The 26,048-nt window shown below is 69.2% G+C and carries 20 protein-coding genes; 9 read left to right on the top strand and 11 right to left on the bottom strand.

Going from position 1 to position 26,048, the window contains the following annotated elements; translation table 11 throughout:
* Positions 1–3: 3 nt before the first annotated feature.
* The 6 genes from ACQY8B_RS25210 to ACQY8B_RS25235 form a co-directional block, all read right to left on the bottom strand.
* Positions 4–798 (bottom strand): SDR family NAD(P)-dependent oxidoreductase, encoded by a 795-nt coding sequence (locus ACQY8B_RS25210; RefSeq protein WP_422084428.1) that lies wholly within the window; start codon positions 796–798, stop codon positions 4–6.
* Positions 795–2,093: an MFS transporter gene (locus ACQY8B_RS25215; protein WP_422084429.1), complete on the bottom strand. Its 1,299-nt coding sequence runs from the start codon at positions 2,091–2,093 to the stop codon at positions 795–797. The genes ACQY8B_RS25210 and ACQY8B_RS25215 overlap by 4 nt, the downstream gene beginning before the upstream one ends.
* A 15-nt stretch (positions 2,094–2,108) precedes the next feature.
* Positions 2,109–3,326, bottom strand: coding sequence for a class I SAM-dependent methyltransferase (locus ACQY8B_RS25220; protein ID WP_422084431.1), 1,218 nt, complete (start codon positions 3,324–3,326; stop codon positions 2,109–2,111).
* 61 nt (positions 3,327–3,387) lie between these two features.
* Positions 3,388–4,185, bottom strand: coding sequence for a DUF1365 domain-containing protein (locus tag ACQY8B_RS25225; protein WP_422084432.1), 798 nt, complete (start codon positions 4,183–4,185; stop codon positions 3,388–3,390).
* A complete protein-coding gene (locus ACQY8B_RS25230; RefSeq protein WP_422084433.1) occupies positions 4,182–5,525 on the bottom strand; it encodes an NAD(P)/FAD-dependent oxidoreductase in 1,344 nt (447 codons plus the stop codon). Before ACQY8B_RS25230 ends, ACQY8B_RS25225 begins: the two co-directional genes overlap by 4 nt.
* Before the next feature lie 293 nt (positions 5,526–5,818).
* Positions 5,819–6,433: a glutathione peroxidase gene (locus tag ACQY8B_RS25235; protein WP_422084435.1), complete on the bottom strand. Its 615-nt coding sequence runs from the start codon at positions 6,431–6,433 to the stop codon at positions 5,819–5,821.
* Positions 6,434–6,562: 129 nt separating this feature from the next.
* On the opposite strand from ACQY8B_RS25235, the gene ACQY8B_RS25240 reads away from it, so the two are divergent.
* From ACQY8B_RS25240 to ACQY8B_RS25250, 3 genes are all read left to right on the top strand, one after another.
* On the top strand, positions 6,563–7,420 hold the full coding sequence (locus ACQY8B_RS25240) for a ferritin-like domain-containing protein (RefSeq protein ID WP_237678033.1): 858 nt from the start codon (positions 6,563–6,565) through the stop codon (positions 7,418–7,420).
* Between the two features lie 80 nt (positions 7,421–7,500).
* Positions 7,501–8,391, top strand: a complete 891-nt coding sequence (locus ACQY8B_RS25245; protein ID WP_422084436.1) for an RNA polymerase sigma-70 factor — start codon at positions 7,501–7,503, stop codon at positions 8,389–8,391.
* An 87-nt stretch (positions 8,392–8,478) separates the two neighbouring features.
* Positions 8,479–8,940 carry a carboxymuconolactone decarboxylase family protein gene (locus tag ACQY8B_RS25250; protein ID WP_422084437.1) on the top strand — a complete coding sequence of 154 codons (462 nt, stop codon included), beginning with the start codon at positions 8,479–8,481 and terminating at the stop codon, positions 8,938–8,940.
* Between the two features lie 4 nt (positions 8,941–8,944).
* Here ACQY8B_RS25250 and ACQY8B_RS25255 read toward each other — a convergent pair whose 3' ends face one another.
* The gene (locus ACQY8B_RS25255; RefSeq protein WP_422084438.1) at positions 8,945–10,156 is read right to left on the bottom strand and encodes a septal ring lytic transglycosylase RlpA family protein; all 1,212 of its coding nucleotides are present in this window, start codon (positions 10,154–10,156) and stop codon (positions 8,945–8,947) included.
* Positions 10,149–12,944, bottom strand: coding sequence for a bifunctional [glutamate--ammonia ligase]-adenylyl-L-tyrosine phosphorylase/[glutamate--ammonia-ligase] adenylyltransferase (gene glnE, locus ACQY8B_RS25260; RefSeq protein ID WP_422084439.1), 2,796 nt, complete (start codon positions 12,942–12,944; stop codon positions 10,149–10,151). The genes ACQY8B_RS25255 and glnE overlap by 8 nt, the downstream gene beginning before the upstream one ends.
* A gap of 25 nt (positions 12,945–12,969) precedes the next feature.
* On the opposite strand from glnE, the gene ACQY8B_RS25265 reads away from it, so the two are divergent.
* From ACQY8B_RS25265 to ACQY8B_RS25280, 4 genes are read left to right on the top strand one after another with little or no spacing between them, the layout of a single operon-like run.
* Positions 12,970–17,214, top strand: a complete 4,245-nt coding sequence (locus tag ACQY8B_RS25265; RefSeq protein ID WP_422084440.1) for a YhdP family protein — start codon at positions 12,970–12,972, stop codon at positions 17,212–17,214.
* Positions 17,211–18,026 (top strand): carbon-nitrogen hydrolase family protein, encoded by an 816-nt coding sequence (locus ACQY8B_RS25270; protein ID WP_422084441.1) that lies wholly within the window; start codon positions 17,211–17,213, stop codon positions 18,024–18,026. The genes ACQY8B_RS25265 and ACQY8B_RS25270 overlap by 4 nt, the downstream gene beginning before the upstream one ends.
* Before the next feature lie 2 nt (positions 18,027–18,028).
* The gene (locus tag ACQY8B_RS25275) at positions 18,029–20,083 is read left to right on the top strand and encodes a two-component system sensor histidine kinase NtrB (protein ID WP_422084442.1); all 2,055 of its coding nucleotides are present in this window, start codon (positions 18,029–18,031) and stop codon (positions 20,081–20,083) included.
* Positions 20,084–20,131: 48 nt separating this feature from the next.
* Positions 20,132–20,758, top strand: coding sequence for a response regulator transcription factor (locus ACQY8B_RS25280; protein WP_422084444.1), 627 nt, complete (start codon positions 20,132–20,134; stop codon positions 20,756–20,758).
* Positions 20,759–20,765: 7 nt separating this feature from the next.
* Here the strand turns inward: ACQY8B_RS25280 and ACQY8B_RS25285 are convergent, their stop codons facing one another.
* From ACQY8B_RS25285 to ACQY8B_RS25295, 3 genes are all read right to left on the bottom strand, one after another.
* A complete protein-coding gene (locus ACQY8B_RS25285; RefSeq protein WP_422084446.1) occupies positions 20,766–21,332 on the bottom strand; it encodes an OmpA family protein in 567 nt (188 codons plus the stop codon).
* A gap of 120 nt (positions 21,333–21,452) precedes the next feature.
* Positions 21,453–22,112: an OmpA family protein gene (locus ACQY8B_RS25290; protein WP_081268757.1), complete on the bottom strand. Its 660-nt coding sequence runs from the start codon at positions 22,110–22,112 to the stop codon at positions 21,453–21,455.
* Positions 22,113–22,308: 196 nt separating this feature from the next.
* Positions 22,309–22,449, bottom strand: coding sequence for a hypothetical protein (locus ACQY8B_RS25295; protein ID WP_172839868.1), 141 nt, complete (start codon positions 22,447–22,449; stop codon positions 22,309–22,311).
* On the opposite strand from ACQY8B_RS25295, the gene ACQY8B_RS25300 reads away from it, so the two are divergent.
* Positions 22,448–23,599 (top strand): murein transglycosylase A, encoded by a 1,152-nt coding sequence (locus tag ACQY8B_RS25300; protein WP_422084447.1) that lies wholly within the window; start codon positions 22,448–22,450, stop codon positions 23,597–23,599. The two genes, ACQY8B_RS25295 and ACQY8B_RS25300, sit on opposite strands and share 2 nt — an antisense overlap.
* Before the next feature lie 137 nt (positions 23,600–23,736).
* Entirely contained in the window at positions 23,737–25,971 is a 2,235-nt protein-coding gene (locus ACQY8B_RS25305; protein ID WP_422084448.1) for a PhoX family protein, read from the top strand.
* The last annotated feature ends 77 nt before the right edge of the window (positions 25,972–26,048 follow it).

A 26,048-nucleotide genomic window follows, 5' to 3' on the forward strand; every position in this document is an offset into this window, starting at 1 on the left:
GCTTCACAGGCCGGTGAACCGCGCCACCGCCGGAAAGTACAGCCGGTAGGGCAGCAGGCGCATGAGCTTCATCCAGAAGGTGAAGCGGCGCGGAAAGTGGATCTCGAAATCGCCCCGGCGCCAGCCGTCGAGCATGGCTTCGGCGGCCTGGGCGGGCGTGATCAGCGCCGGCATCCTGAAATCGTTTTTCGCCGTGAGCGGGGTGTCGACGAAGCCCGGCTGCACCACGCTCACGCCAATGCCGCGCGCATGCAGGTCGACGTACAGCACCTCGGCCAGATTGGTGAGCGCGGCCTTGGTCGGACCATAGGCCAGGCTCTTTGGCAGCCCGCGAAAGCCGGCAACGCTGCCGGTGATCGACACATGCCCCGCACCGCCCGCCACGAAGCCGGGCAACACCGCCGCCAGCACATGCAGCGCGCCGACATAGTTGACCTGCTGGTGCGCCAGCATCTGCTCGAGCGAGAACGCATCGGCGCGCAGCGCGCCGTAGGTGGCGGCGTTGAAGAGCACGAAATCGATTCCGCCCGTAGCCGCCAGCAGCTGTGCATGCGCTGCGGCCACGGCGGCGCTGTCGCGCACGTCGAGCGGCAGCACGATCACGCGCGGCGGCTGGCCTGCATGGTTGTGCAGCGCCGCCAGTTCTTCGAGCGCATCGCCGTTTCGCGCCGACACCCCGACCCGCGCGCCGCGTTCGAGCAGCGCCAGCACCGTCGCCCGGCCGATGCCCGTGGACGCGCCGACGATCCACGCCGTCTTGCCCTGCCAGTCGGCGAGCGGCGGATTCAGCGGCTTCAAGGCGCGGCCTTCGGAACCGGCATGGGCTGCGAAGCCGCGGCTGCCGGGCGAATCACCAGCGCCCACAGCCAGGCGCCCGCCATCACCTTGAGCACGCAGGGCAGCAGGCAATAGGCCAGCGACAGCGCCTGCAGCGCCCCAGCTTCGCGCGCGCCGGGCACGTAGCCGGCCAGCCCGAGCAGCGGCAGCGCCAGTCCCGCCGCCAGCGCGAGGTTGAGCTTGGTCGCGAAATTCCACCAGCCGAAGTAGGCGCCGGCATGCGACTGGTCGCCGGCCTCGGCAATGATCCCGGCCAGCAGGGCGCCCGGCAGCACGAGGTCGGAACCGATCGCGAAGCCCGAAAGCGCGCAAACCACCAGGAACGGCACCGCGTCGCCCGCGCCCATCGCGCCGGCCCAGGCGAACACGACCACCGACATGCACATGCCTCCGAGCCAGGAGCGCGCCAGCCCGAAGCGTTTCACGATGCGCAGCCATGCCGGAATCGACGCCGCCGCCATCACGAAGTACAGGCCCAGGAAGGCCGGCTCCAGCGAGGCCGGCGCGCGCAGCCTGTCCTGCACGAAGAACAGCACCAGCGTGGCCGGCACCGCGCTCGCGATGCCATTGAGCACGAATACCGCCAGCAGCCGGCGGAATGCCGGGCGGCGCAGCGGCAGCCGCAGCTCGACAGCCTCGTGCGGTGCGTTGCCACGCACGGGCCGCGGCGCCTGTGTCCAGAACACCCAGCCAATCACCAGCAGCACGCCGAACAGCGCCACCATCGCGGGCAGCCCCGCCAGCGTCGGTATCACCGATGCGAGCACCACGCCGACCAGCCCCAGGCCTTCGCGCCAGCCGACGATGCGCCCGCGCTGCAAGGCGTCGCCGCCCAGCATCGCGCCCCACGACTGGTGCGCGATGCTCAGCATGCTGTAGCCCGCGTAGGTCAGGGCCAGCAGCACGGCCGCCGCCACCAGCAGCGCCCCATGGTTCGACGGGTCGACCAGCACCTGCGGAAAGAACAGCAGCCCGAAGCCCAGCAGCAGCACGCCGGCCGCGACGGCGCCGCCACCCAGCACCGCGTGCGCCGAACGCGAATGCAGCCGGTCGCTGAGCCGCCCGAGCAGCGGGTCGATCAGCGCGTCGAGCAGCCGCGCGCCCAGCAGCACGGCGCCCAGCGTGGCCAGCGGCACGCCGAAGGCGCGCGCGTAGTGGTTGGGCAGCAGCACGTAGAGCGGCAGCGCGACAAAGGCGAGCGGCAGCCCGAGGAGGCCGTAGCGCAAGCCGGCCAGGGGTCCGAAGGAGGACGACACGAAGGCCCGCGCGATCTAGCGCTTGCGCAGCGTGTACTGCACCACGTCGATGTTGGCCTGCGAGAACGCGGCCTCGCAGTAGGCCAGGTAGAACTCCCAGATGCGCATGAAGCGCTCGTCGAAGCCCAGCTGCAGGATCTGCGCGCGCTGCCCCAGGAAGCTCTCGCGCCAGCGGCGCAGCGTCTCGGCGTAGTCGGCGCCGAAGGCGAACTCGTCCACCACCTCCAGCCCCGCGGCCTCGGCCTCGCGGCGGAACTCGCGCGGGCACGGCAGGCAGCCGCCCGGGAAGATGTACTGCTGGATGAAGTCGGTCGAGTCGATGTAGCGGTCGAACAGCTGGTCGTCGATCACGATGCTCTGCACGCAGGCGCGGCCGCCCGGCTTGAGCAGCCGGCTCACGCTGCGGAAGTAGGTCGGCCAGTATTCGCGGCCCACGGCCTCCACCATCTCGATGGAGCAGACGGCGTCGAAGGGGCCGTCCGAGATGTCGCGGTAGTCCTGCAGGCGCAGGTCCGCGCGCAGACCGGCGGTGCGCTGCTGCGCGAAGGCCAGTTGCTCGGTCGAGAGCGTCACGCCCGTCACCGAGGCGCCGAAGTCGACGGCGGCCATCTCGGCCAGCGCGCCCCAGCCGCAGCCGATTTCGAGCACGCGGTCACCGGGCTTCACGGCCGCGAGTTCGAGCGCGCGGCGCACCTTGGCGCGCTGCGCCCCGGGCATCGGCCTGGAGAGGTCGCCTTCGAACCAGGCCGACGAGTAGTTCATCGTCTCGTCGAGCCAGAGCTTGTAGAACGCGTTGCCCAGGTCGTAGTGCGCATGGATGTTGCGCGAGCTGCCGGCCTTGCTGTTGCGGTTCATGAGATGCCGCACCCGGTACACCAGGCGGCCGAACCAGTTGCCGTACACCACGTCTTCTATTGCGCGGCGGTTGGCGATGAACACCTTGATCAGCTCGGTCAGGTTGGGCGTGGTCCAGTCGCCAGCGATGTAGCTCTCGGCAAAGCCGATGTCGCCCGACTTGAGCGCGGCCTTGCACACGTTCCAGTTGCGCAGCGTGAGCGAGGCGGTGGGGCCGCTGCCCGGCGTGGCGCCGAAGTGCCGCACGGAGTCGTCCGGCAGGCGCACGGTGAGCGAGCCGTAGGCCAGCCGCTGCAGCAGGCCGAGCACGGTGCGCGCGGCGCCGGGCGCATCCTGGGGCAGCGAGAAGCGGGAGGCAGTGGTAATGGAGGAAGTCATTGAAGTACCTTCGTGCTGCGCACTGCGGTGCGAGCTTGCTTGGGGCGGCCCGGCGCGGCGCTCATGGATTCGCCTGCTGCTGGTTGTCGCGTGAAACGAAATGGGTGGGCGGCGCCGGCTTGGCGACGAAAGGCACGCGCTTGAGCCAGAGCTTCGCTGCCTGCCAGTGGATGCGGGCGATCAGCCCGAAGGTCATCGCCGGGTAGCGCCACAGCGCGCGCCGCACGCTGGCCGCGTCCATGGGGGCGAGCTGGCCGCTCACGCTGGTCTGCAGCAGCGGGCCTTCGGCGTCGTCGTGGTCGATGCGCACCACGGTGCGCGTCAGCTCGGCATCGACGAAGAAGCGGAATCGGTAGCCGCCGCTGACCTGGCAGAACGGCGAGACGTGGAAGGCCTTCGCGGCCTTGAGCTCGGCGCCGTACACCGGGCGGTCGAGCAGGTAGCAGTGGCGCTCGCCGAAGGTGTTGTTGACCTCGACCACGATCGCCCGCAGCACGCCTTCGGGTGTGTGGCAATACCAGAAGCTCACCGGCTTGAAGGTGTAGCCGAACACGCGCGGATAGCAGTGCAGCCAGGCTTCGCCGGTGGCGTCGTGGATGCGGTGGGCGGCCAGCAGTTCGTCGAGCCAGGCCAGCGCGCCGCCTTGCTGGGGCGCTCGGCCGTCGCCGTGGTCGACGTCGTGGAAGGAAATCGCGGCCCGGCGATTGAGCGCCACGGCCTCGCTGCCATGCGCGCGCAGGGTGCGCATCGGCAGCATCAGGAAATAGGTCGGATAGGCGAAGGCGTTGCGCGCCGGGCGCAGGCGTGCATGGCGGACTTCCCCGAAGCCCATCAGCGGCACGGCCTGCGTCGGTGTCATGCCGCGCGCCTCGCGGTCGCGTCGCCGCCGGGGGACAGCCGGGCGCGCAGGCCTGCGGCGGCAGCCAGGCCGGCCTTCAGGCCGTCCTCGTGGAAGCCGTAGCCCATCCAGGCGCCCGCGAACCAGGTGTTGCGCTGGCCTTGCAGGGCTGGCACCTCGGCCTGCGCGCGGATCGCGGCAAGGTCGAGCACCGGGTGGTCGTAGTCGTATTCCGCCATGACCTGACTACGCTGGATCTCGCGGACCGGATTCAACGAAACGACGACCGGCTGCTGCCAGGGCAGCGGCTGCAGCTTGTTCAGCAGGTAGTGCAGGCAGACCCGGCCCGATTCGCGCTCGCCGGCTCGCTCACCGGTGGCCCGCTCGTAGTTCCAGGCGGCCCAGGCCGAGCGGTGCCGCGGCAGCACGGCGGCGTCGGTGTGGAGCACGGCGTGGTTCGGCTGGTAGCGGATCGCGCCCAGCACGGCGGCTTCGGCCGGGCTGGCGTCGCCCAGCATCGCCAGCGACTGGTCGGAGTGGGTGGCCAGCACGACGTGGTCGAAGCGCTCGGTGCCGGCGTCGGTCGCCAGCAGCACGCCGTTCTCGGTGCGGGTGATGCGCCGCACGGGAGTGTTCAGGCGCTTGTCGGGCAGGCCGGCGACGATTTTCTCGACGTAGTTGCGCGAGCCGCCGCGCACGGTGCGCCACTGCGGCCGGTTGGCGATCTGGATCAGGCCGTGGTTGTGGCAGAACCGGATCATGGTGGCCACCGGGAACGCCAGCATCTGCGTGGTCGAGCAGCTCCAGATGCAGCCCATCATCGGCAGGAAATACCAGTCGCGGAACGCCGCGCCGAAACGGTTGGCGTCGAGGAATTCGCCGAGCGGCTGGGCCAGTTCGCCCTCGGTTCCGGCTTCGGCGATGCGGGTGGTCAGGCGGTTGAAGCGCAGCAGGTCGCGCAGCATGCCCAGGAATCGGGCGTCGAACAGGTTGCGGCGCTGTGCGAACACGGTGTCGAGGTTGTTGCCGCTCCACTCGAGCGGGCGGCCGTCGTCGCGCGTGGCCTGGACCGAGAACGACATGTCCGACGCGGCGGTCTCTACGCCGAGGTCGGAGAAGAGCCGGATCAGATGGGGGTAGGTGCGGTCGTTGTAGACCAGGAAGCCGGTGTCCACGCCGTGCGCGACGCGCGTGGCATCGGCGGGCGAGCGCGAAAGCTCGATCGTTGCCGTATGAGCGTGGCCACCGAAGTAGTCACTGGCTTCGAAGAGGGTGACGGTGGCCGCGTCGCGCAGCGCGTGTGCCGCGGCCAAGCCCGAGATGCCGGCGCCGATGACGGCGATGCGGGGCGGCTGCGTCATATCGCGAGCCCCGTCCGGCGGGAAGACAAAAATGCTGCGAGGCGCCCCGACGCGAAGGAGGGAGGGAGGGAGGAGGAGAAGAATCGCCTCGGGATTTCGACCGGGCGGCAGGCGTCCGGAAGACCTCGCAACATGAAAACTGGTGGGCAATCACTGCCCACGCAAGTTAGGAGCGCAGCGCCTGCGGCACGGTTCCCGCCGCAGTGGTAAACGTTTGTTTCGCTGAGTTCACGGAGATTTGGACGCATCGGTAAATAATATTACCGATCCGTCTTTCTGTGAACTGCTCAGTCTCAATTTGGTCCGAGTTGCTTCTCGATGACGCTCACAAAGCCGTTTTCGTCGGGTGCGGTCATGCTCGACCACGCCTGCACGACCTTGCCGTCGCGCCCGATCAGGTACTTGTAGAAGTTCCACTTGGGCGTGGTACCCGAGGCCTGCGCAAGCTGCTTGAACAGCGGATTGGCCTCGGTGCCGCGCACCGACGACTTGGCGAACATCGGGAATTTCACCCCGAAGGTGCTTTCGCAGAAGTCCGCGATTTCCTTGTTCGAGCCCGACTCCTGGGCGAAGTCGTTCGAGGGGAAGCCCAGCACCACGAGGCCGCGCGAGCGGTACTTCAGGTCCAGCGCTTCCAGGCCCTTGTACTGCGGCGTGAAGCCGCAGAAGCTGGCCGTGTTGACCACAAGGACAACCTTGCCGGAGTACTGGCACAGTGTCTGGGGTTTTTCATCCTGCAGCCGCGGGAAGGTGTGCTGGAGGATGGCCGGGCATCCTGAGGCCTCCACCGGGGCGATGGCCGCCGGCGGTGTCTGCGCGCTGGCCGGGAGGGCTGTAAACAGGCTAGCCAGCAGGGAGATAGCCGGTGCGAGGCCGACTAGAGCCGACAATGAGGAATGGGTTCGCATGGCGGACTCCTGATCAAAAAGGGGGAATGCGCATCCGTGCCGCGAGGGCGCGCGTATACGCATCATCGCGCGTCTGTCATGGTCGCGCCAAACGAGCCGACTAAAATCGACGGCCATAGAAAGACATTGATGCTCTATCCGGAACTTTTCAGACAACTTGAATCCGTCCGCTGGGACATGGACAAGGACATTCCCTGGCAGTCGTTCGACGCTTCTTTGCTGACGGAAGAGCAGGCGCAGACCATCAAGATGAATGCCATCACCGAGTGGGCGGCGTTGCCGGCCACCGAGATGTTCCTGCGCGACAACCGCCACGATAGCGATTTTTCGGCTTTCATGTCGATCTGGTTCTTCGAGGAGCAGAAGCACTCGCTGGTGCTCATGGAGTACCTGAAGCGCTTCAGCCCCAAGCACGCTCCCACAGAGGCCGAACTGCACGAGGTGCGCTTCGACTTCGACCCGGCGCCCCCGCTTGAAACCCTCATGCTGCACTTCTGCGGCGAAATCCGCCTCAACCACTGGTACCGCCGTGCCGCCCAGTGGCACACCGAGCCGGTCATCAAGCACATCTACACGACGCTGAGCCAGGACGAAGCCCGCCACGGCGGCGCCTACCTGCGCTACATGAAGCGCGCAATGGAAAAGTTCGGCGACGAGGCCCGTTCCGCCTTCACCAAGGTCGGCGTCCTCATGGCCAGCGCCCGCCGCACGGCACAGGCCCTGCATCCGACGAACCTGCACGTCAACAAGGCGCTGTTCCCCAACGACACCATCCAGAGCCGCATGCCCGACCCTGACTGGCTCGAGCACTGGCTCGACAAGCAGATCAAGTTCGACGCCGTCTGGGAAACCAAGGTCGGCGAGCGCATCCTGCACAACCTTAGCCTGCTCATGAACCGCAGCTTCAAGACGGTCCAGGAACTCAACCGCTACCGCAAGGAACTGGCCGCTTCCCTCGGCCCCAAGCCCGAATACCAGGGCGCATAAGAAAAGAACTCGCCCCGCACCCCGGGGCGTTTTTTTTGGGGCGCGTGTCACAAAGCGCGTGCGCCAGCCGTCTAGCAGCCATGGACGACGCCACCCTCACTTTCAACCGCCACCGCCCTCGCCTGCAGGGCATCGCCTACCGCATGCTCGGTTCCGTCGCCGAGGCGGAAGAGGTCGTGCAAGACGCCTGGCTGCGCTGGCATGAAGCCGCCAAGGACACCTTCGACAGCGCCGAGGCCTGGCTCGTGACCGTCGTCACCCGCCTGTCGATCGACCGGCTGCGCGCCGCCAAGGTCCAGCGCGAGCACTACATCGGCGCCTGGATGCCGGAGCCCACGCTCACCGATGCGCCCGATTCCCCCGCAACGCCCGAGCAACTGCTCGAGCGTGCCGACAACATCTCCGTCGCCTTCCTGGCCGTGCTCGAGCGCCTTGCCCCGGAGGCCCGCGCCGCCTTCCTGCTGCGCGAGGTGTTCGATGCCGACTACGACGAGGTCGCCCGCACCCTCGGCAAGAGCGAGGCCGCCTGCCGGCAGCTGGTGCACCGCGCCAAGGCCCAGGTGCAGGAAGGGCGCCCTCGCTTCAGCGTGCCGCGCGAAACTCATGAACGCCTGCTGCGCGCCTTTGCCGATGCCGCCGCACGCGGCAGCCTGCAAGACCTGAAGGCGCTGATGGCCGAGGACGCAGAACTCATCGGCGACGGCGGCGGCAAGGTGCAGACCTTCAGCAAGAGCCTGCATGGCAGCCAGCGCGTGGCGCAGCTTTACTTTGCGCTCTGGCGCCGCATGGGGCCGGCGGTGCGCATGGAAATCGTCGACATCAACGGCGAGCCGGGCATGCTGCGCTTTCTCGACGGGGAACTCGAATCGGCCCAGACCTTCGAGATCGAAGACGGCCGCATCGTGCGCATCCGCGCGCAGCGCAACCCCGACAAGCTGGCGCGCATCGCACAGCTTTTTTCTTCGAGATAGTTCGCGCGGCGTGTCACAGGGCGCGGGGCCCGCCCGTCTTCAGTGGGTAAGCAGGCAGATTTCATTGCAACCCAACTGGAGAAACCCATGAACCCCACTTTGCGCCTCAACTGGTCCAAGCTCGCCCCGAAGTCCTTCGAGGCCTTCCTCTCGGTCAACGCCACGCTCGAGTCGAGCACGCTCGGCCACGTGTTGATCGATCTCGTCTTCGCACGTGTCTCGCAGATCAACGGCTGCGCCTACTGCCTCGACATGCATGTGCGCGACCTGCGCAAGCAGGGCGAGGAATGGCAGCGCATCAACAGCCTGCCGGCCTGGCGCGAGGTGAGCTTCTACAGCGCACGTGAACGTGCCGCGCTGGCATGGGCCGAATCGCTCACGCGGCTGGCCGACCGCCACGACGAACGAGACGTAGAGTTCGCCGCGCTGAAGGCCAACTTCAACGACCAGGAAATCGCCGAACTCTCGGTGGCGATTGCGCAGATCAACAGCTGGAACCGCCTGGGTGTCGGCATGCGCCTGCCCGTCGCGGCCAAGGCGATCGCCTGAAGGCTCAGCGCCGCTCCACCACCATCGGCGCAATGCGCAGGCTGTCGCGCAACTGCGTGACCACCTCGCCGGCCGCGCTGCGCGACGGGAACGGCCCGGCCTGCAGCCGGTGCGTGCCCGCCTCGCTGAACACGCGCAGCTGCGGCGCGAGCGAAGGCAGGCCGTGCGCGGCCTGGTTCAGCATGCTCTCGGCGCCATCCCGCTCGCGGAACGCGCCCAGCTGCACCCAGAACCCTTGCAGCGCGGTGGAGGGCGCCGGTGCGCCCGCAGGCAACGGCGGCGGTGACGAAGGCGCGGCCTGCAGCGGCGCCAGGTCGGTCACCACGATGGCGGGGCGCGACGGCGGAATGGATGGCGGAGACTGCGCCGATTCCGGCTCGGCCCCCACCGGCGGCATGGTGGCGATCGGCGTCTGCGGCGCGACCGGCATCGCGGAGGCAGGCGGTGGCAGGTCGTTGTAGCCGCTACTGCTCGCGGCGATGGGCGTCGCCCACTGGGCGGGCACGGCCACAGGCTGCTGCGCGTTCGACGGACGCGACAAGGACGAGGATGACGCCACCCGCACCGGAACGAACTGCGCAGCGGGAGCGGCCGCGGGCGCTGCCGCCGCATACGCCGTTCCCGAGTCCCGCCGCCAGGCGCCGGTGCGAATGTCCTCGTTCGTGATCCGTTCGATCTCCACCGGCGCCACGCCGCGCAGCAGGTCGAGCTTCAGCGCGGCGGTGTAGCTCAGGTCGATGACACGGCCGTCGACGAAGGGGCCACGGTCGTTCACCCGCACGATCACCTCGCGTCCGTTGGCCGGGTTGCGCACGCGCACATAGCTCGGCAGCGGCAGCGTCTTGTGCGCGGCCGTCATGGCGTACATGTCGTAGGGCTCGCCGCTCGACGTGGACTGGGCGTGGAACTTGGTCCCGTACCAGGAGGCCAGCCCCGATTCGCGGAACGGCTGGTCGTCGGTGATCGGCGCATAGCCGCGGCCCAGCACCGTGTAGGGCCTGGCGGTGCCGCCGTTGGTGCGGATGGGTTCGATGCGGGGCTCGGCGTCGGGCACGCGCGCCAGGTCGGGAGGAATGTTGGTGCCCGGGCCGTCGCGGCCGCTGGAACCACCGCCGGCGGAGCGCGGGCCGCTCGCGCAACCCGCGAGGAAGACGGCGACGGCCACCGCGCAGGCGGCCAGCGCGGTGGTCATGGGGGTGCGGGCGCCGTCAGCCAAATACCGCCTTCCAGAGCGCCAGCATGGCGTCGCGCTCGGCGGCCAGTGCGGGCGGGGTGACTTGCGTCGGTTCTTCGTTCAGGCGCGCGCGATGCTGCACGCGGCGCAGCTCGCGGTAAGCCCGCGCCGCGCTGCGGCCCACGCCTTCGGGCAGCAGCCCGGCCAGTTCGGCGCGCAGCAGCAGCGCGATGTTGCCCACGTTGGGGATCAGCTCGGGGTGCTCGCCAGAGGACGACAGCACCAGGAACTGCACCGCGAACTCGGCATCGACCATGCCGCCGGGGCTGTGCTTCACGTCGAAGCGGTCGGCCTTCACCGGCCGCGCGCCGCGCAGCTTTTCGCGCATGGCGATGATCTCTGCCTTCAGCGCCTCGCGGTTGCGCGGCGACACCAGCACGGCCTCGCGCACCTGGTCGAAGCGCGCGCCCAGTTCGGCGCCGTGGTCGCTGCTGCCCAGCACGAAGCGGGCACGGGTCATGGCCTGGTGTTCCCAGGTCCAGGCCGTGTTGCTGCCGCGGCCGAGCTGGTACTTTTCGTAGGCCTCGAAGCTGGTGGTCAGCAGGCCGGAGTTGCCGTTGGGCCGCAGCGCGGTGTCGATCTCGAACAGGTCGCCCTCGCGCGTCTTCACCGTGAGCCAGTTGATGAGCTTGCGCACATAGGCCGCGTACACCTCGCCTGCGCGCTCGTCGTCATCGTCGTAGACGAACACGATGTCGAGGTCGCTGCCGTAGCCCAGCTCTTTTCCGCCCAGCTTGCCGTAGCCGATGATCGCGAACTGCGGCTCCTCGCGGTGGCGGTTGCGCACGTGCGGCCAGCACCAGCGGGCGGTCACGCGCAGCGTGGTGTCGGCCAGGGCGCTCAGGTCGTCGGCCACCTGCTCGACGGTGATGCGGCCGTCCACGTCGCGTGCCAGCGTGCGGAACACCTCGGCATGGTGGGCGTGGCGCAGCAGGTTCAGCAGGCGTTCCTCGTCGGCTTCGCCGGTGCGGGTGAGCGAGGCGTGGCGCGCCTCGAGTTCGCGCTCGAACTCTGCGGCCACGAAGCGCCCGGAGAGCATCTCGTCGCTCGCCAGTTCGTCGATCACGCCCGGGTGCTGCATCAGGTAGCGCGCGGGCCACCTGGCCGCGCCCAGCAGGCGCAGCAGGCGTTCCTGTACGGCCGGCCGCTCGACCAGCAATGCCAGATAGCTCTCGCGGCGCATCAGCGGCTCGATCCAGTCGGCCCAGCGCATGGCGGCATCGACGTGGCGCGGCGTCTGCCCCGGCCCGTCGCCGTCGGCCTCCTTGAGCCACATGCCGGTGCGCTGCACCAACTGGCGCAGCCGCACACGGGTTTCCTCGCGCAGGGCCAGCACCCGGGGCTGCTCGCACCAGTCGCGGATGCGTTCGGCAAAGACCTGCGGCAGGTCGTCGAGCAGGTCGGCCAGTTCGGCGGGGGCGGCGGCTTTCTTGCCGCTGCATTTGCCATTGCAGGGCTTCTCGCCGCCGAGCAGCTTGTCGAACTCCTGCGCGACGAACTCGCGGTGCGTGTCGAGCTGCGCCAGGAAGGGACAGCCATTGGCATAGCCCATGGTCTGGGCGATCCAGCGCAGGTCGTCGTCGGCCACCGGCAGCACATGGGTCTGCTGGTCGTCGAGGTACTGGATGCGGTGCTCCACGCGGCGCAGGAACTCGTAGGCCGCGGCCAGCGTGTCGGCGGTTTCCTGCGGCATCAGGTTGGCGCGCGCCAGGCGCTGCAGCGCATCGAGCGTGGGCCGCGTGCGCAGCTCGGGGAACTGGCCGCCGCGCACCACCTGCAGCAGCTGCACGGTGAACTCGATCTCGCGGATGCCGCCACGCGACAGCTTCACGTCGTTGGCGCGCTCGGGGCGGCCGGCGCTGCGGCGGGCCGACTGTTCGCGGATCTGCCGGTGCAGCACGCGCAGCGAATCGAACACGCTGTAGTCGAGGTAGCGGCGGAACACGAAGGGCAGCACCGCGCCGCGCAGCGACTGGGCCTGGCCTGCCTGCACAACGTCGCGCGGGGCCACCACGCGGCTCTTCATCCAGGCGAAGCGCTCCCACTCGCGGCCCTGCACCTGGAAATATTCTTCCAGCGCGTCCAGCGAGACCACGCTCGGGCCCGAGTTGCCGTTGGGCCGCAGCGCCAGGTCGACGCGGAACACGAAGCCGTGCTCGGTGGTGTCGCCCACCAGCGCGTAGATGCGCTTGACGGCACGCGCGAAGTACTCCTGGTTGGACAGCCGGCCGCGCCCGTCGGCGTCGCCCCGGGTGTCGCCGTCAAGGTCGTAGAGGTAGATCAGGTCGATGTCGCTCGACACGTTGAGCTCGCGCGCGCCGAGCTTGCCCATGCCGACGATCCACAGCTGCGCGCGCTGGCCGTCGGGGCCTAGCGGCGCGCCGTGCAAGGCGTCGAGTTCGTGGCAGGCGTCCTTGCAGGCGATGTCTAGTGCCAGTTCGGCCAGTTCGGTGACCGCGGTGGTCACCACGGCCAGCGGCGCCTGCGCGTCGCAATCAAGAGTTACAAGCCGCTCCATCACGAGCTGCCGCACAATCCTCAGGGCATCGCCGACGCTGTCCCCACGCAGGCGCAATGCCTCGTAAGCCACCGTCATCGACTCGCGCCGCGGCGCGCCAGGGGGAAGCAATGAAAGCTCGGCCGCATACCTGCGACGCAGGCGCTGCACGAAGCGCGAGTAGGAGGAGAACGCTGTTTGCGTCGAAGTGGCTGGCAACTGGTTCACACTGATGCTGGTTTCCGTGGAACCCCTCTGAATGCTGGCGGTCATAATTCCCGACACAGCGCGATCCTCAATGAACGACACGGCGTCTACCCCTTCACGTCTGCTCAAAATAACCGCTGTGACGGCGCGCTGGCTGCTGGGTCTGTTGATCGCTGCATGGCTTCTGCTGGCGCTGTCAGTCGTTGTCCTACACGCGTGGATTGTGCCGCGAATCGGCGATTTTCGCGGCGCTCTGGAGACACAGGCTAGCAAGGCCATCGGCGTGCCGGTCCGCATCGGGTCGATCACCGCCCGCTCCGAAGGGCTTTTCCCGGCCTTCGAGCTGCGCGACGTGGTGCTGCAGGATGCCGACAAGCGCGAAGCCCTGCGCCTCGTGCGCGTGGTGGCCAGCGTGTCGCCGCGCTCGCTCTGGCGCCTCAATTTCGAGCAGCTTTACATCGAGGGTCCGCAGCTCGACGTGCGCCGCGACACTCAGGGAAAACTCCATGTGGCAGGTTTGCACATGGCGACCGACACGACCGGAGAGACCCGCGGCGCCGATTGGTTTTTCGCGCAGCGCGAGCTGGTCATCGAAGGCGGCACGGTGCGCTGGACCGACGAGCAGCGCAAGGCCGAACCCCTCCTGCTGACCGATGTGCGCTTCGTCGCGCGCAACACCGGCCTGCGCCACGGCGTGCGGCTCGACGCCACGCCGCCGGCCGGCTGGGGCGAGCGCTTCACGCTGCGCGGCCAGTTCCGCCAGCCGCTGCTGTCCATGCGCAGCGGCCACTGGCAGACCTGGGACGGCCAGCTCTATGCCGACCTGCCCTACATCGACGTGACCCGGCTCGGGCAGTACGTGTCGCTCGACGCCCGCATCCGCGAAGGCAACGGCGCGCTGCGCGTGTGGGCCGACGTGGACGACGGCCAGATCGTCGGCGGCGCAGCCGACCTGGGGCTCGACAAGGTCGACGTCTCGCTCGACAAGGGGCTGCAGCCGCTGGTGCTTCGCGGCGTCACCGGCCGGCTGTCCGGCCGGCTCACCGCGGACACGCTCGAGTTCTCGACCACCGCGCTGCAGTTCGACACCAGCGACGGCCTGCGCTGGCCGGGCGGCAACCTGTGGCTGCAGCACACGCCCGCCAGGGGCCGCACGCCCGAGCACGGCGCGCTGCGCGCCGACCGGCTCGACCTCGCGGCACTGGCGCTCATCGCCGACCGGCTGCCGCTGGGCGAGGCCTCGCACCGCCTGCTCGAGGCCTATGCGCCGCGCGGGCTGGTCGAACACATCGACTTCAACTGGCAGGGCACCCTGGGCGCGCCCGACCGCTACCAGGCCAAGGGCCGCGTGAGCGGCTTGCGCGTGGCTTCGCAACCCGGTACGCCGCAGCCGGCAGCCGCCACACCGCCGGCTCCGGCCACCACCGCCACCCCCGCTACCACCGCCACCACGACATCGGCCAGTGCCGCGGCCGCTGCGCCGAAGGTCCATGCCGGCACCCCCGGCCTGAGCGGCGCCACCGTCGACTTCGACGCCACCCACGCCGGCGGCACCGCCACGCTGGCCATCGCGCAGGGCACGCTCGAATTCCCCGGCGTGTTCGAGGAGCCCGTCATTCCGATCGACCGGCTCTCGACCCAGTTGCAGTGGAAGCTCGACAACGGCAATGCGCAGCTGCAGGTCTCCAAGCTGCGCTTCGCCAACGTCGACGCGGAAGGCGATGCCGAGGCCAGCTGGCGCACCAGCGATCCCGCCACCTCCAGCAGCAAGGGCCGCTACCCCGGCGTGCTCGACCTGCAGGGCAAGCTGACCCGTGCCGACGGCACGCGCGTGTTCCGCTACCTGCCGCTCGACATTCCCCAGCACACGCGCGACTACGTGCGCGAGGCCGTCACCAAGGGCACGGCCAGCAGCGTCGATTTCCGCGTGCGCGGCGACCTGCACGACATGCCCTTCCTGGACCCGAAGCTGGGCGATTTCCGCATCGTGGCCAAGGTGGCGGACGTCGACTACGCCTATTCGCCGCCCCACGTGCCGGCCACCCCGTCGCGCAACGGCAAGCCGCCGGCCGTGTGGCCGCCGCTCACCGCGCTGTCGGGCGAACTGGTGTTCGAGCGCGACAGCATGTTGGTGCGCAACGCGCGCGGCCGCCTGGCCGGCACCGCCGGTGTCGAGGTGACCAAGGCCGAGGCGCAGATCCCCGAGCTGTCGCACCACGCGCCGCAACTGCGCGTCGATGCCCAGGCCAAGGGACCGCTGGCCGAGGTGCTGCGCGTGGGCGCGCCGCTGGCCGGCACCGAGACGGGGGGCGTCGGCGAGGTCATGCAGCGCGCGCGCGCCACCGGTTCGGCCGACTACAAGCTGCATCTCGAACTGCCGCTCGCGGCCATGGACAACGCCAAGGTACAGGCCAGCGTGACGCTGGCCGACAACGAGCTGCAGATCGTGCCCGAGGCCCCGTCGTTCTCGCAGACCAAGGGCACGCTCAACTTCACCGAAACCGGCTTCACGCTGGCCGGCGTGCAGGCCAGGCTGCTGGGCGGCGACATCCGCATCGAAGGCCGCGGGCGCTTCTCCGGCCCCAACCGGGAGGTCGCGCTGAAGGCACAGGGCACCGCCACGGCCGACGGCCTGCGCGGCGCGCGCGAGGTCGACTGGCTCGCCCGCCTCGCGAAGAACGCGACCGGCAGCACGCCCTTCGCCGCCACCTTCTCGATGCGCGACGGCACACCCGAGTTCTCGCTCACCAGCAGCCTGCAGGGCCTGGCGCTGCAACTGCCGCCGCCGCTCATGAAGACCGCCGAAGAGCAGATGCCGCTGCGCGTCGAGAAGAAAGTGCTGGCGCGCGACACCCGCCAAGGCGCCGCCGGCGTGGGCTCGGCCACGCAAGACCAGCTCTCGTTCGAACTCGGCCGGGTCGGCTCGGTGCAGTACGTGCGCGACCTGGTGGGCGGCGAGGCGCGCGTAGCGCGCGGCAGCATCGGCGTGGGCCTTGCGCCCGGCGAAACCGCCAGCCTGCCCGAGAAAGGCGTGTTCGCGAACATCAACGTCGCCAAGCTCGACATGGGCGCGTGGCAGTCGCTGGCCGGCGATGCCTCCTCGGCCGTGACAGGCGCGGGCACTGCCGCGGAAGCCGCCGAGCGGCCCGACGACACCTCGCTGCTGGCCTACCTGCCCACGCGCATCGCAGTGCGCGCGCAGCAGCTGGGCGTTGCCGGGCGCACGCTGCACAACGTGGTGCTCGGCGGCACGCGCGACGGCACCCTCTGGCGCGCCAACATCGACGCCACCGAACTCAGCGGCTACGCCGAGTACAGCCACACGCAGGCCGGCCGCCTCTATGCACGGCTCGCGCGCCTGAAGATCGCGCCGTCCGAGGCCACGCAGGTCGAGACCCTGCTCGACGAACAGCCCGGCACCCTGCCCGCCCTGGACATCGTGGTGGACGACTTCGAGCTGCTCGGCAAGCGCCTGGGCCGCGCCGAGATCGATGCCGTCAACCGCGGCGGCGCGGGCCGCGAATGGGCGCTCAACAAGCTGGCCTTCAGCACGCCCGACGCCAACTTCTCGGCCAAGGGCAGCTGGGCCGCCATTCCCGGCGCCGCGGCCGGCCAGCGCCGCACCGCAATGACCTTCAAGCTCGAGATCGTCGACGCGGGCGACCTGCTCACCCGCTTCGGCATGCCGGGCGTGCTGCGGCGCGGGCGCGGCCGGCTCGAAGGCGATGTCAACTGGCGCGGCTCGCCGTTCTCGCTCGATTACCCGAGCCTGGGCGGGCAGCTGCAGGTCGACGTCGAGCAGGGCCAGTTCCTCAAGGCCGACCCTGGCCTGGCCAAGCTGCTCGGCGTGCTGAGCCTGCAGGCCCTGCCGAGGCGGCTCACGCTCGATTTCCGCGACGTGTTCAGCCAGGGCTTCGCCTTCGACTTCATCCGCGGCGACGCGAAGATCAACAAGGGCATCGCCAGCACCAACAACCTGCAGATGAAGGGCGTGAACGCCGCCGTGCTGATGGACGGCTCGGCCGACATCGTGCGCGAGACGCAGAACCTGAGCGTGGTGGTGGTGCCCGAGATCAACGCCGGCACCGCCGCGCTGGTGGCCACCGCCATCAATCCGGCCGTCGGGCTCGGCACCTTCCTGGCCCAGTGGGTGCTGAGCAAGCCGCTGTCGGCCGCGGCCACGCAGGAGTTCCATATCGAAGGCACCTGGGCCGACCCCAAAATAGCGAAGGTGCCGCGCTCGCTGCAACTGCTGCCCCAGGGCATTCCCAACATGCCGGGGCTGCCCAGCACGCCGACCGCGGACGAAGGCAAGAAAACGGAGACCACGCAATGAAAGTCGCAGCCATCCAGATGGTGTCGGCCATCGCCCGCGAGGCCAATCTCGCGCGCGCCCACGACCTGCTCGCCCAGGCCGCCGAAGCCGGCGCCGAGCTCGCGGTGCTGCCCGAGTATTTCTGCATGATGGGCGCGCGCGACACCGACAAGCTCGGCCTGCGCGAGACCGCCGGCGCGGGCACGGTGCAGGGCTTCCTGGCCGACGCGGCGCGCGAGTTCGGCCTGTGGATCGTCGGCGGCACGCTGCCCATCGAGAGCACCGACGCCGAGCACGTGTTCAACAGCTCGCTCGCCTTCTCGCCCGAAGGCCGCTGCGTGGCGCGCTACGACAAGATCCATCTCTTCTTCTTCGACAACGGCACCGAGCGCTACGACGAGCGCCGCGTCATCGCGCCCGGCGCAGAGCCCGTGGTGTTCGATCTGCCCTCGCGCGACGGCCACAGCTGGCGCGTGGGCATGAGCGTCTGCTACGACCTGCGCTTTCCCGAGCTGTACCGCGCGCTGGCAAGACAGGGCGCCGACCTGCTGCTGGTGCCCAGCGCCTTCACCCGCACCACCGGCGCGGCGCACTGGGAGGTGCTGCTGCGCGCCCGCGCCATCGAGAACCTCGCCTGGGTGGTCGCGCCCGCGCAGGGCGGCACGCATGAGAACGGCCGCCAGACCTGGGGCCAGTCGCTGGTCGTCGACCCCTGGGGCACGGTAGTGGCACAACAGGCCACCGAAGAAGGCGTGGTGCTGTTCGACATCGACGCCGCCCAGGTCGCGCGCACGCGCACGCAGCTGCCCGTGCTTTCGCACAGCGTTCTGTAGCAATGCCCGATGCGCTGCTGACCGTCCCACCGAGGCGATGGGCGCTCATCGCGTTCGCGCGCCTGCGCTCGCTGTGGCAGCGCTGGTTCCTGTGGCTGCTGCTGGCGGTGCTGGTGTCGGCGCTGCTGGTCACGGTGGTGTGGCTCGCGGGGCGGCACGAGGTCGAACAGGTGCAGGCCTCGCTCGACCGCGACACCGCCGATGCCGTCTCCGACCTGCGCAGCGGCTTCCAGCGCAACGCACAGAGCCTGCGCGCCACGCAGGCCCCGGGCGCCAACCTGGGGCAGTGGAGCGACATCGCCGCCTCGCTGCTGCGCGAGCACCGCGAGTGGCTGCGGCTCGAATGGCGCGACGCCGCGCTGCGCCCGCTGCAGGCCGTCAACACGCCCTACCGCATGCGCATCCTCGACGAGGCCAGCCGCGGCCCCGACCAGTCCGACGTCACGCTGGCCTGCGCGGCGGCGCGCAAGCTGGGCGCGCCGGCCTATTCGCCGAGCCACTACGTGCCGGTGGCGGGCGGCGGCGGCGTCGAGGTGATGGAGCTTTGCGTGCCGATCGACGCGGGCGGCTACCTCGTGGCCAGCTACTCGCTGCGCGACGCGCTGATCGAGCTGGTCGGCCCCACGCTCACGCGCGGGCAGGAGGTGGCCTTCACCGAGGCCGACGGCACGCGGCTGGTGGCGCTGGGCACCTCGCGGCGCACCGGCACGCGCGTGTTCACCTCGCAGCAGCTCATCGACCTGCCGGGCACCGCGCTGATGCTGCGCGTGGACGGCTGGCGCGCCGCGCCCGACCTGTTCCCGAACATGCTCACCGCGCTGGTCACGGCCATCTCGATCGCGCTGGTGTCGGTGCTGGTGCTGCTGGCGCGCGACACCCGCCGCCGCCTGCGCGCCGAACGCGACCTGGCCGACGCGCTGGCCTTTCGCAAGGCGATGGAAGACTCGGTCATTACCGGCCTGCGCGCGCGCGACCTGCAGGGCCGCATCACCTACGTGAACCCGGCCTTCTGCGAGATGGTCGGCTTCACGCCCGAAGAACTCATGGCCGGCAACGCAGAGGCGCCCGACGCGCCCTACTGGCCCACCGAACTGGCGCACGAATACCAGCAGCGCCAGGCGCGGCGGCTGGCCGGCGGCATGCCGCCGCGCGAGGGCTTCGAGTCGGTCTTCATGCGCAAGGACGGCACGCGCTTTCCGGTGCTGATCTTCGAAGCGCCGCTGATCAACGCCCACAAGGTGCAGACCGGCTGGATGAGCGCATTCATCGACGTGAGCGAGCAGCGCCGCATCGAGGAACTGTCGCGCGCCAGCCAGGAGCGCCTGCAGGCCAGCGCGCGCCTGGCCACGGTGGGCGAGATGGCGTCGCTGCTGAGCCACGAACTCACGCAGCCGCTGGCCGCCATTGCCAGCTATGCCAGCGGCTCGCTCAACCTGCTCGGCCCGCATGCGCGCGGCGACCAGGGCGAAGTGGCGATGGCGGTGCGGCGCATCGCCGAGCAGGCCGACCGCGCCGGCCAGGTGATTCGCAGCGTGCACGACTTCGTGCGCCGGCGCGACCGCACGCGCGAACCGGTCGCGCCGCAGGCGCTGATCGACGCGGTGCTGCCGCTGGTGCGGCTGCAGGCGCGCAAGCTCGGCGTGATCATCGAGGTGGTGTTCGAAGACCGCCTGCCCGCGGCCATGTGCGACCGCACGCTGGTCGAGCAGGTGCTGCTGAACCTCGCGCGCAACGCGATGCAGGCCATGGACAGCCCCGACAACGTCGGCAGCCGCGTGCTTCGACTGCGCGTGGCGCGCGCGGCGGCGGTGGGCGGCACGGTGCAGGAAGACGGCCGGCGCTGGCTCGAGTTCTCGGTGGCCGACCTGGGCTGCGGCATCAGCGACGAAGTGGCCGAGCGGCTCTTCACGCCCTTCTTCACCACCCGCGCCGACGGCATGGGGCTCGGCCTGAGCCTGTGCCGCACGGTGGTGGAGCAGCACGGCGGCGCGCTGGTGTTCGAGCCGAACAAGCCGCGCGGCACCGTCTTCAGGTTTACGCTACCGGCCGCGGTTTGACGGCGCCTTTTTCCCTCACACAAACAATCTTCTGCTGGACCTCATGGCATGCAACCGCTGATCGATGGATTGATCTTTATCGTGGACGACGACGCCAGCGTGCGTGAAGCGCTCGCCTGGCTGCTGCGCTCGCGCCGTCTGGCCAGCGAGCACTTCGGCAGCGCGGAGGCCTTCGAGCAGTTCCTCGACCAGGGGCCGCTGCCCGAGCAGCCGCTGTGCCTGCTGCTGGACGTGCGCATGCCGGGCACGAGCGGGCTGGTGCTGTTCGACCGGCTCGTGGAGCGCGGCCTGCTGCCCGCCATGCCGGTGATCTTCCTGACCGGGCATGCCGACGTGCCGACCGCCGTCGACGCCGTGAAGCGCGGGGCGTTCGACTTCTGCGAGAAACCGTTCTCGGACAACGCGCTGGTCGACCGCATCGAGCATGCGCTGAATGCGTCGCTGCAGGCGCTCAAGCTGCAGCGCCAGCGCCGCGGCCTGTCGGAGCGCATTGCCGAGCTGACTGATCGCGAGCGCGACGTGATGCGGCTCGTGATCGAGGGCCTGCCCAACAAGCTCATTGCCGACCAGCTCGCGATCAGCGTGCGCACGGTGGAAGTCCACCGCGCGCGCGTGTTCGACAAGATGGAAGTGAAGTCGGCCGTGGAACTGGCCAACCGCCTGCGGGACCTCTAGAGGCCCGTCAGGCTTTCTCTGCGACGAAGATTTCGACGCGGCGGTTCTGCGCGCGGCCGGCGGCCGTGCCGTTGTCGGCCAGCGGTTCGCGCGAGCCGCGGCCGTCGGTCGTGATGGCGGTGGTCGACACGCCGCGCGCCACCAAGTGGTTGCGCACGCTGTCGGCACGGCTCACCGACAGGCGCTCGTTGCCGTCTTCGCTGCCGGTGTTGTCGGTGTGGCCGACCACGCGCACGCTGGCGGCGGTGGCGCTCTTCAGGCCTGCCGCGACCTTGTCGAGCACCTGCGCGAGGTTGCGCTTGACGTTGGCACGGCCGGTGTCGAACGACAGCTCGTTCGGGATCAGCACGTGCAGCTGGTTGTCGGCAGTCTGCTCGATCACCACCCCGGTGCCCTTGGTCGAAGTTTCGAGGTCGGCCTTCAGCGTGGCCAGGCGCGCGGTCCAGCTGTTCGCCGGTGCGGGTGCCGGCGCCTCGGCGGCCGGTGGCGCAGGTGGCGGCGTCGACTGCGAAGCGCAGCCCGCGATGAACAGCAACGCGGCCGCGGCCGCACTCGAAACGACAAACTTCCTCATGAGATTCCCTCTTCTCTATGGACCAATGGACAAATGGCGGGTACCGGCTTCTTGGAGGCGGCCGGTTACCCGGTGGAGTGGCGTGGCTGGCGCGCCGATGCGCGCCGGCACCCTGCTGGATCAGCCTTGCGGAGCGCGCTCGCCCACGAAGATTTCGACCCGGCGGTTCTGCGCGCGGCCCGCGTCGCTGTTGTTGTCGGCGATCGGCTCGCGCGAGCCGCGGCCTTCGATGCGGAAGGCCCCCGGGTTCACGCCGCGCGCCACCAGATAGTCGCGCGTGCTGGCTGCGCGCTCGACCGACAGCGGGTTGTTGATGGCGTCGGAGCCGGTGCTGTCGGTGTGGCCGATGATGCGCACCTCGGCGTTCGGGTTGTTGCGCAGGCCGTTCGCGAACTGGTCCAGCACCGGCGCGAAGTTCGACTTGATGTTGGCGCGGCCCACGTCGAAGGACACGTCGCTCGGGATCTGCAGCTTCAGCTCGTTGTTGGGCGTCTGGGTCACGGCGATGCCGGTGCCCTGCGTGGCGGCTTCCATCTGGCGCTTCTGGTTTTCCATGCGCTGCGACCACAGGTAGCCGCCGAGCGCGCCGGCCGCGGCACCGACCACCGCGCCCGTGCCGATGGCACCGCGGTTGCCGCCGGTTGCGGAGCCGATGGCCGCGCCGCCCAGTGCACCGATGCCGGCGCCGATGCCGGTGTTGCGCTGCGTGTCTGTCATGCCTCCGGCGCAGCCGGAGAGGACGAGGGCGGTGGCGGCGGTTGCGAGTACGAACTTTTTCATGGCGATACCTTTCAGGGTTGAGTCAAGCGGGCCACAGCTTAGCTCCCGGGTGCCACGGATGGTACGGCCTCAAAGCCCCACGGAAAATAAGAAAAGTTTCGCCATTGCCCATGAATGCTGCGATGATTGCTACGAAAGTAATAGCAATGGGGTACTTCTCCGACAAGTTGCGGCGGTAACGGACTGCACAAGCAATTCACGCTTCTGGCGGCGGCTTCCGGTCGGTGTCGTCCTCGTCGTGCAATTCACCCTTCTTGCGGCCGGAAAACATGGTCCACCAGATGATCAAGATGAACACAAGTCCCGCGGCGAGGGCTTCAAGCAGAATCAAACCCATGAGAAATGGACTCCAGTGGCTGGTCGGGCTCTTGATCGTAGCAACGCTCGCGGCCTGTTCCACCGGCCCGCGCGCACCCGACCTGCCGACGCGCCCCCCCGTCATCAGCCCGCCGCGCGACCTCGGACCGCTCACCGGCTCGCTCGCGCATCCCAAGAGCCGCTGGGTGCCAGTCGGCTGGGCGGAGCTGCCGGGCTTCAGCGAAGACCCGCTGCACGAGGCCTGGATCGCGCTGCTGGCCAACTGCTCGCGCCCCAATGCCGCCTTCGCGCCGCTGTGCCGCGACGTGCGCCAGCTGAGCATCGCCACCCCCGAAGAACAGCGCCAGTGGATGACCGACCGGCTGCAGCCCTACCGCATCGAGGCGCTGAACGGCCAGAGCGAAGGCAAGCTCACCAGCTACTACGAGCCTGTGTACGAGGCCTCGCGCGTGCCCACCGCCACCTTCAACGTGCCGATCTACCAGGCGCCCGACGGCCTGGCCCCGCGCCGCCCCTGGTACACGCGCCAGGAAATCGAGACCCTGCCCGAAGCCCAGGCCGCCCTGCGCGGCCGCGAGATCGCCTGGATGGCGGACCCCATCGACGCGCTGATGCTGCACATCCAGGGCTCCGGCCGGCTGCGCATCACCGAGGCCAACGGCTACCAGCACACCGTGCGCATGGCCTTCTCCGCCACCAACGAGCAGCCCTACCGCAGCGTGCAGCAATGGCTCATGAGCCAGGGCGTGACCAAGGTCGGCAAGTGGCCCGACGACACCAAGGCCTGGGCCGCTCAGAACCCCCAGCGCGTGACGCAACTGCTTTGGAGCAATCCGCGCTACGTGTTCTTCCGCGAAGAAACCATGAGCGAGGTCGATGCCGCCTTCGGTCCGCGCGGCGCGCAGGGCGTGCCGCTGACCGCGGGGCGTTCCATCGCGGTCGACCGCGAGAGCATCCCCTACGGCACACCGGTGTGGCTGGCATCCAACGGACCGGCTGCGCAATTGCAGAAGCTGGTGGTGGCGCAGGACACCGGCAGCGCGATCCTGGGAGCCGTGCGGGCCGACTACTTTGCCGGCACCGGCGCCGACGCCGGGCGGCTTGCGGCGAGCATGAACCAGCCGCTGCGGCTGTGGGCTCTCTGGCCGAGGCAGTTGCCGGCGCCCTGATTTTTGCGTGTATGGCGTGCCGTCAGGTAGATCGATTCAACCTGACGGGAAGCTGAGCAATTCATAGAAGCGTCATACGAAGTGCCTAACTTCGCGGGCTGGTTTCCTCTCCACCCCCACGAAGAAAGACATTGCGCATGACCGCAAACACCCGCACCGACGATCCCTCGGTCGATCTCGACGACATCGGCACCAACCCCACGTCGAACCCCTCGTTCACCGACCTGATCGCCGCGCGCCTGAGCCGCCGGCGCCTTTTCGGCCTCGGCGCCGGCACCGCCGGCACGGCCCTGCTGCAGGCCTGCGGCGGCGGTGGCGGCGCAGGTGCCGCACCCTTTCCGATCCTGCCGCCGGCACCCGCACCTGCCCCCGCGCCGGCACCGGCCCCCGCTGGCCCGATGAAGCTCGGCTTCAATGCCGTCGCCAAGAGCCTCGCCGACGTGGTCTCGGTGCCCGCCGGCTACACCGCCAGCGTGCTGTACCGCCTTGGCGATCCGACCGCTGCCGGTGTCGCCGCCTACAAGAACGACGGTACCGACGACGCAACCACCTACGACCGCCGCGCCGGCGACCACCACGACGGCATGACGTTCTTCGGCATGAACGCGTCGAACAAGTGGGACGCCGCCAGCGCCACGCGCGGCCTGCTCGTGATGAACCACGAAGCCATCACGCCCGTGTTCCTGCACCCCACGGGCCAGACCGCTGTCGGCGGCGTGCGTACCGTTGCCGATGAAGTTCTGCGCGAGTTCTACCTGCACGGCGTGAGCGTGATCGAGGTCAACAAGAGCGGCAGCACCTGGAGCTACAAGCAGGACTCGAGCTTCAACCGCCGCGTCCACACGCTGACCGAAATGACCTTGTCCGGCCCGGCCGCCAAGACCGACTACCTGAAGACCAAGTACTCGACCGACGGCAGCAAGACCCGCGGCACGGTCAACAACTGCGCCAACGGCACCACGCCGTGGGGCACGTACCTGACCTGCGAAGAGAACTGGGCCGGCTACTTCCGCCGCACCACTGCCGTCGGTAGTACGCCGAAGGAGCAGGCCTCCTTCGGCCGCTACGGCGTCGCTGGCACCAGCAGCGCCATCGGCAACGGCCGCGAGCTCTGGGCCACTGTCACACCCGATACGGCTGACAATCTTTACGGCCGCTGGAACTGCGAAGTCATCGGCGCCGCTGCCACCGACGACTATCGCAACGGCCCGAACACCTACGGCTGGGTGGTCGAGATCGACCCCTTCAACCCCACCAGCACCCCGAAGAAGCGCACTGCGCTCGGCCGCTTCGGCCACGAAGGCGCCTGCCTGGGCCCGGTCGTGGTCGGCAAGCCGCTCGTCTGGTACATGGGTGACGACTCGCAGAACGAGTACCTCTACAAATTCGTGTCCACCAAGAACTGGGATGCAGCCGACATCGGCGGCGGCATTGCGGCCGGCGACAAGTACATGGACGACGGCAAGCTCTACGTCGCCAAGTTCAAGGCCGACGGCTCTGGCGACTGGCTCGAGCTCAAGCTCGGCGTCAACAACATCACCGCGAGCTACGCCAACTACGCGTTTGCCGACGCGGCCGATGTCGTGATCAACGCGCGCCATGCAGCCGACGCAGCCGGTGCGACGCGGATGGACCGCCCCGAATGGACGGCCGTGAACCCGAAGAACGGCGAGGTGTACCTCACCCTGACCAACAACGCGGCTCGCACGATCAGCACCACCGATGCCGCCAACCCACGTTTCTACAACGACCCCAAGGGCACGAGCGCGCAGCGTGGCAATCCGAACGGCCATATCGTCCGCTTCGCTGACACCGGCGGCGACCCGGCGGCCGTCAGCTTCAAGTGGGACGTGTACCTGTTCGGCGCGCGCTCGACCGCATCGGCCGACGTGAACGTGTCCGCCCTCGGCGCCGACAACGACTTCTCCAGCCCCGACGGCATGTGGTTCAGCCAGGCTGCGCCCGGCCTGCTGTGGATCGAGACCGACGACGGCAAGTACACCGACGTGACCAACTGCATGCTGCTCGGGGCACTGCCTGGCAAGGTCGGCGACGGTGCGGCGAGGACCATCACCAACTTCGACGGCGCCACCACCGTGCAGCAAGCGACTTTCGTCGGCAAGGCACCGGGCACCGACGGCCTGCGCCGCTTCCTTGTCGGGCCGAAGGAGTGCGAGATCACCGGCATCGCCGAATCGGGCGACGGCCGCGCGCTGTTCGTGAACATCCAGCACCCGGGCGAAGACACCAAGGTGGCCGACATCACGACCCCGGCCAAGTTCTCCAGCCACTGGCCTGAAGGCGGCAACGCACGCCCGCGCTCGGCAACCATCGTCATCACGAAGAACGACGGCGGCCTGATCGGCCTCTGAACGAGGACCGCCCCCTTTCCGGGAACACCGTGGAACCGGCTTCGCCGGGCCACCGGTGTTGCCCCCGGTGAGGGGGT

This window comes from Variovorax sp., from assembly GCF_965279555.1.
GTDB lineage: Bacteria > Pseudomonadota > Gammaproteobacteria > Burkholderiales > Burkholderiaceae_C > Variovorax.

Coding starts and splice junctions, on each gene's coding strand:
- ACQY8B_RS25230 (WP_422084433.1), bottom strand. CDS start 5,525: ATGACGCAGCCGCCCCGCATCGCCGTCATCGGCGCCGGCATCTCGGGC.
- ACQY8B_RS25250 (WP_422084437.1), top strand. CDS start 8,479: ATGAACCCCACTTTGCGCCTCAACTGGTCCAAGCTCGCCCCGAAGTCC.
- ACQY8B_RS25245 (WP_422084436.1), top strand. CDS start 7,501: ATGGACGACGCCACCCTCACTTTCAACCGCCACCGCCCTCGCCTGCAG.
- ACQY8B_RS25280 (WP_422084444.1), top strand. CDS start 20,132: ATGCAACCGCTGATCGATGGATTGATCTTTATCGTGGACGACGACGCC.
- ACQY8B_RS25270 (WP_422084441.1), top strand. CDS start 17,211: ATGAAAGTCGCAGCCATCCAGATGGTGTCGGCCATCGCCCGCGAGGCC.
- ACQY8B_RS25275 (WP_422084442.1), top strand. CDS start 18,029: ATGCCCGATGCGCTGCTGACCGTCCCACCGAGGCGATGGGCGCTCATC.
- ACQY8B_RS25235 (WP_422084435.1), bottom strand. CDS start 6,433: ATGCGAACCCATTCCTCATTGTCGGCTCTAGTCGGCCTCGCACCGGCT.
- ACQY8B_RS25220 (WP_422084431.1), bottom strand. CDS start 3,326: ATGACTTCCTCCATTACCACTGCCTCCCGCTTCTCGCTGCCCCAGGAT.
- ACQY8B_RS25305 (WP_422084448.1), top strand. CDS start 23,737: ATGACCGCAAACACCCGCACCGACGATCCCTCGGTCGATCTCGACGAC.
- ACQY8B_RS25225 (WP_422084432.1), bottom strand. CDS start 4,185: ATGACACCGACGCAGGCCGTGCCGCTGATGGGCTTCGGGGAAGTCCGC.
- ACQY8B_RS25240 (WP_237678033.1), top strand. CDS start 6,563: ATGCTCTATCCGGAACTTTTCAGACAACTTGAATCCGTCCGCTGGGAC.
- ACQY8B_RS25285 (WP_422084446.1), bottom strand. CDS start 21,332: ATGAGGAAGTTTGTCGTTTCGAGTGCGGCCGCGGCCGCGTTGCTGTTC.
- glnE (WP_422084439.1), bottom strand. CDS start 12,944: ATGACCGCCAGCATTCAGAGGGGTTCCACGGAAACCAGCATCAGTGTG.
- ACQY8B_RS25295 (WP_172839868.1), bottom strand. CDS start 22,449: ATGGGTTTGATTCTGCTTGAAGCCCTCGCCGCGGGACTTGTGTTCATC.
- ACQY8B_RS25265 (WP_422084440.1), top strand. CDS start 12,970: ATGAACGACACGGCGTCTACCCCTTCACGTCTGCTCAAAATAACCGCT.
- ACQY8B_RS25290 (WP_081268757.1), bottom strand. CDS start 22,112: ATGAAAAAGTTCGTACTCGCAACCGCCGCCACCGCCCTCGTCCTCTCC.
- ACQY8B_RS25300 (WP_422084447.1), top strand. CDS start 22,448: ATGAGAAATGGACTCCAGTGGCTGGTCGGGCTCTTGATCGTAGCAACG.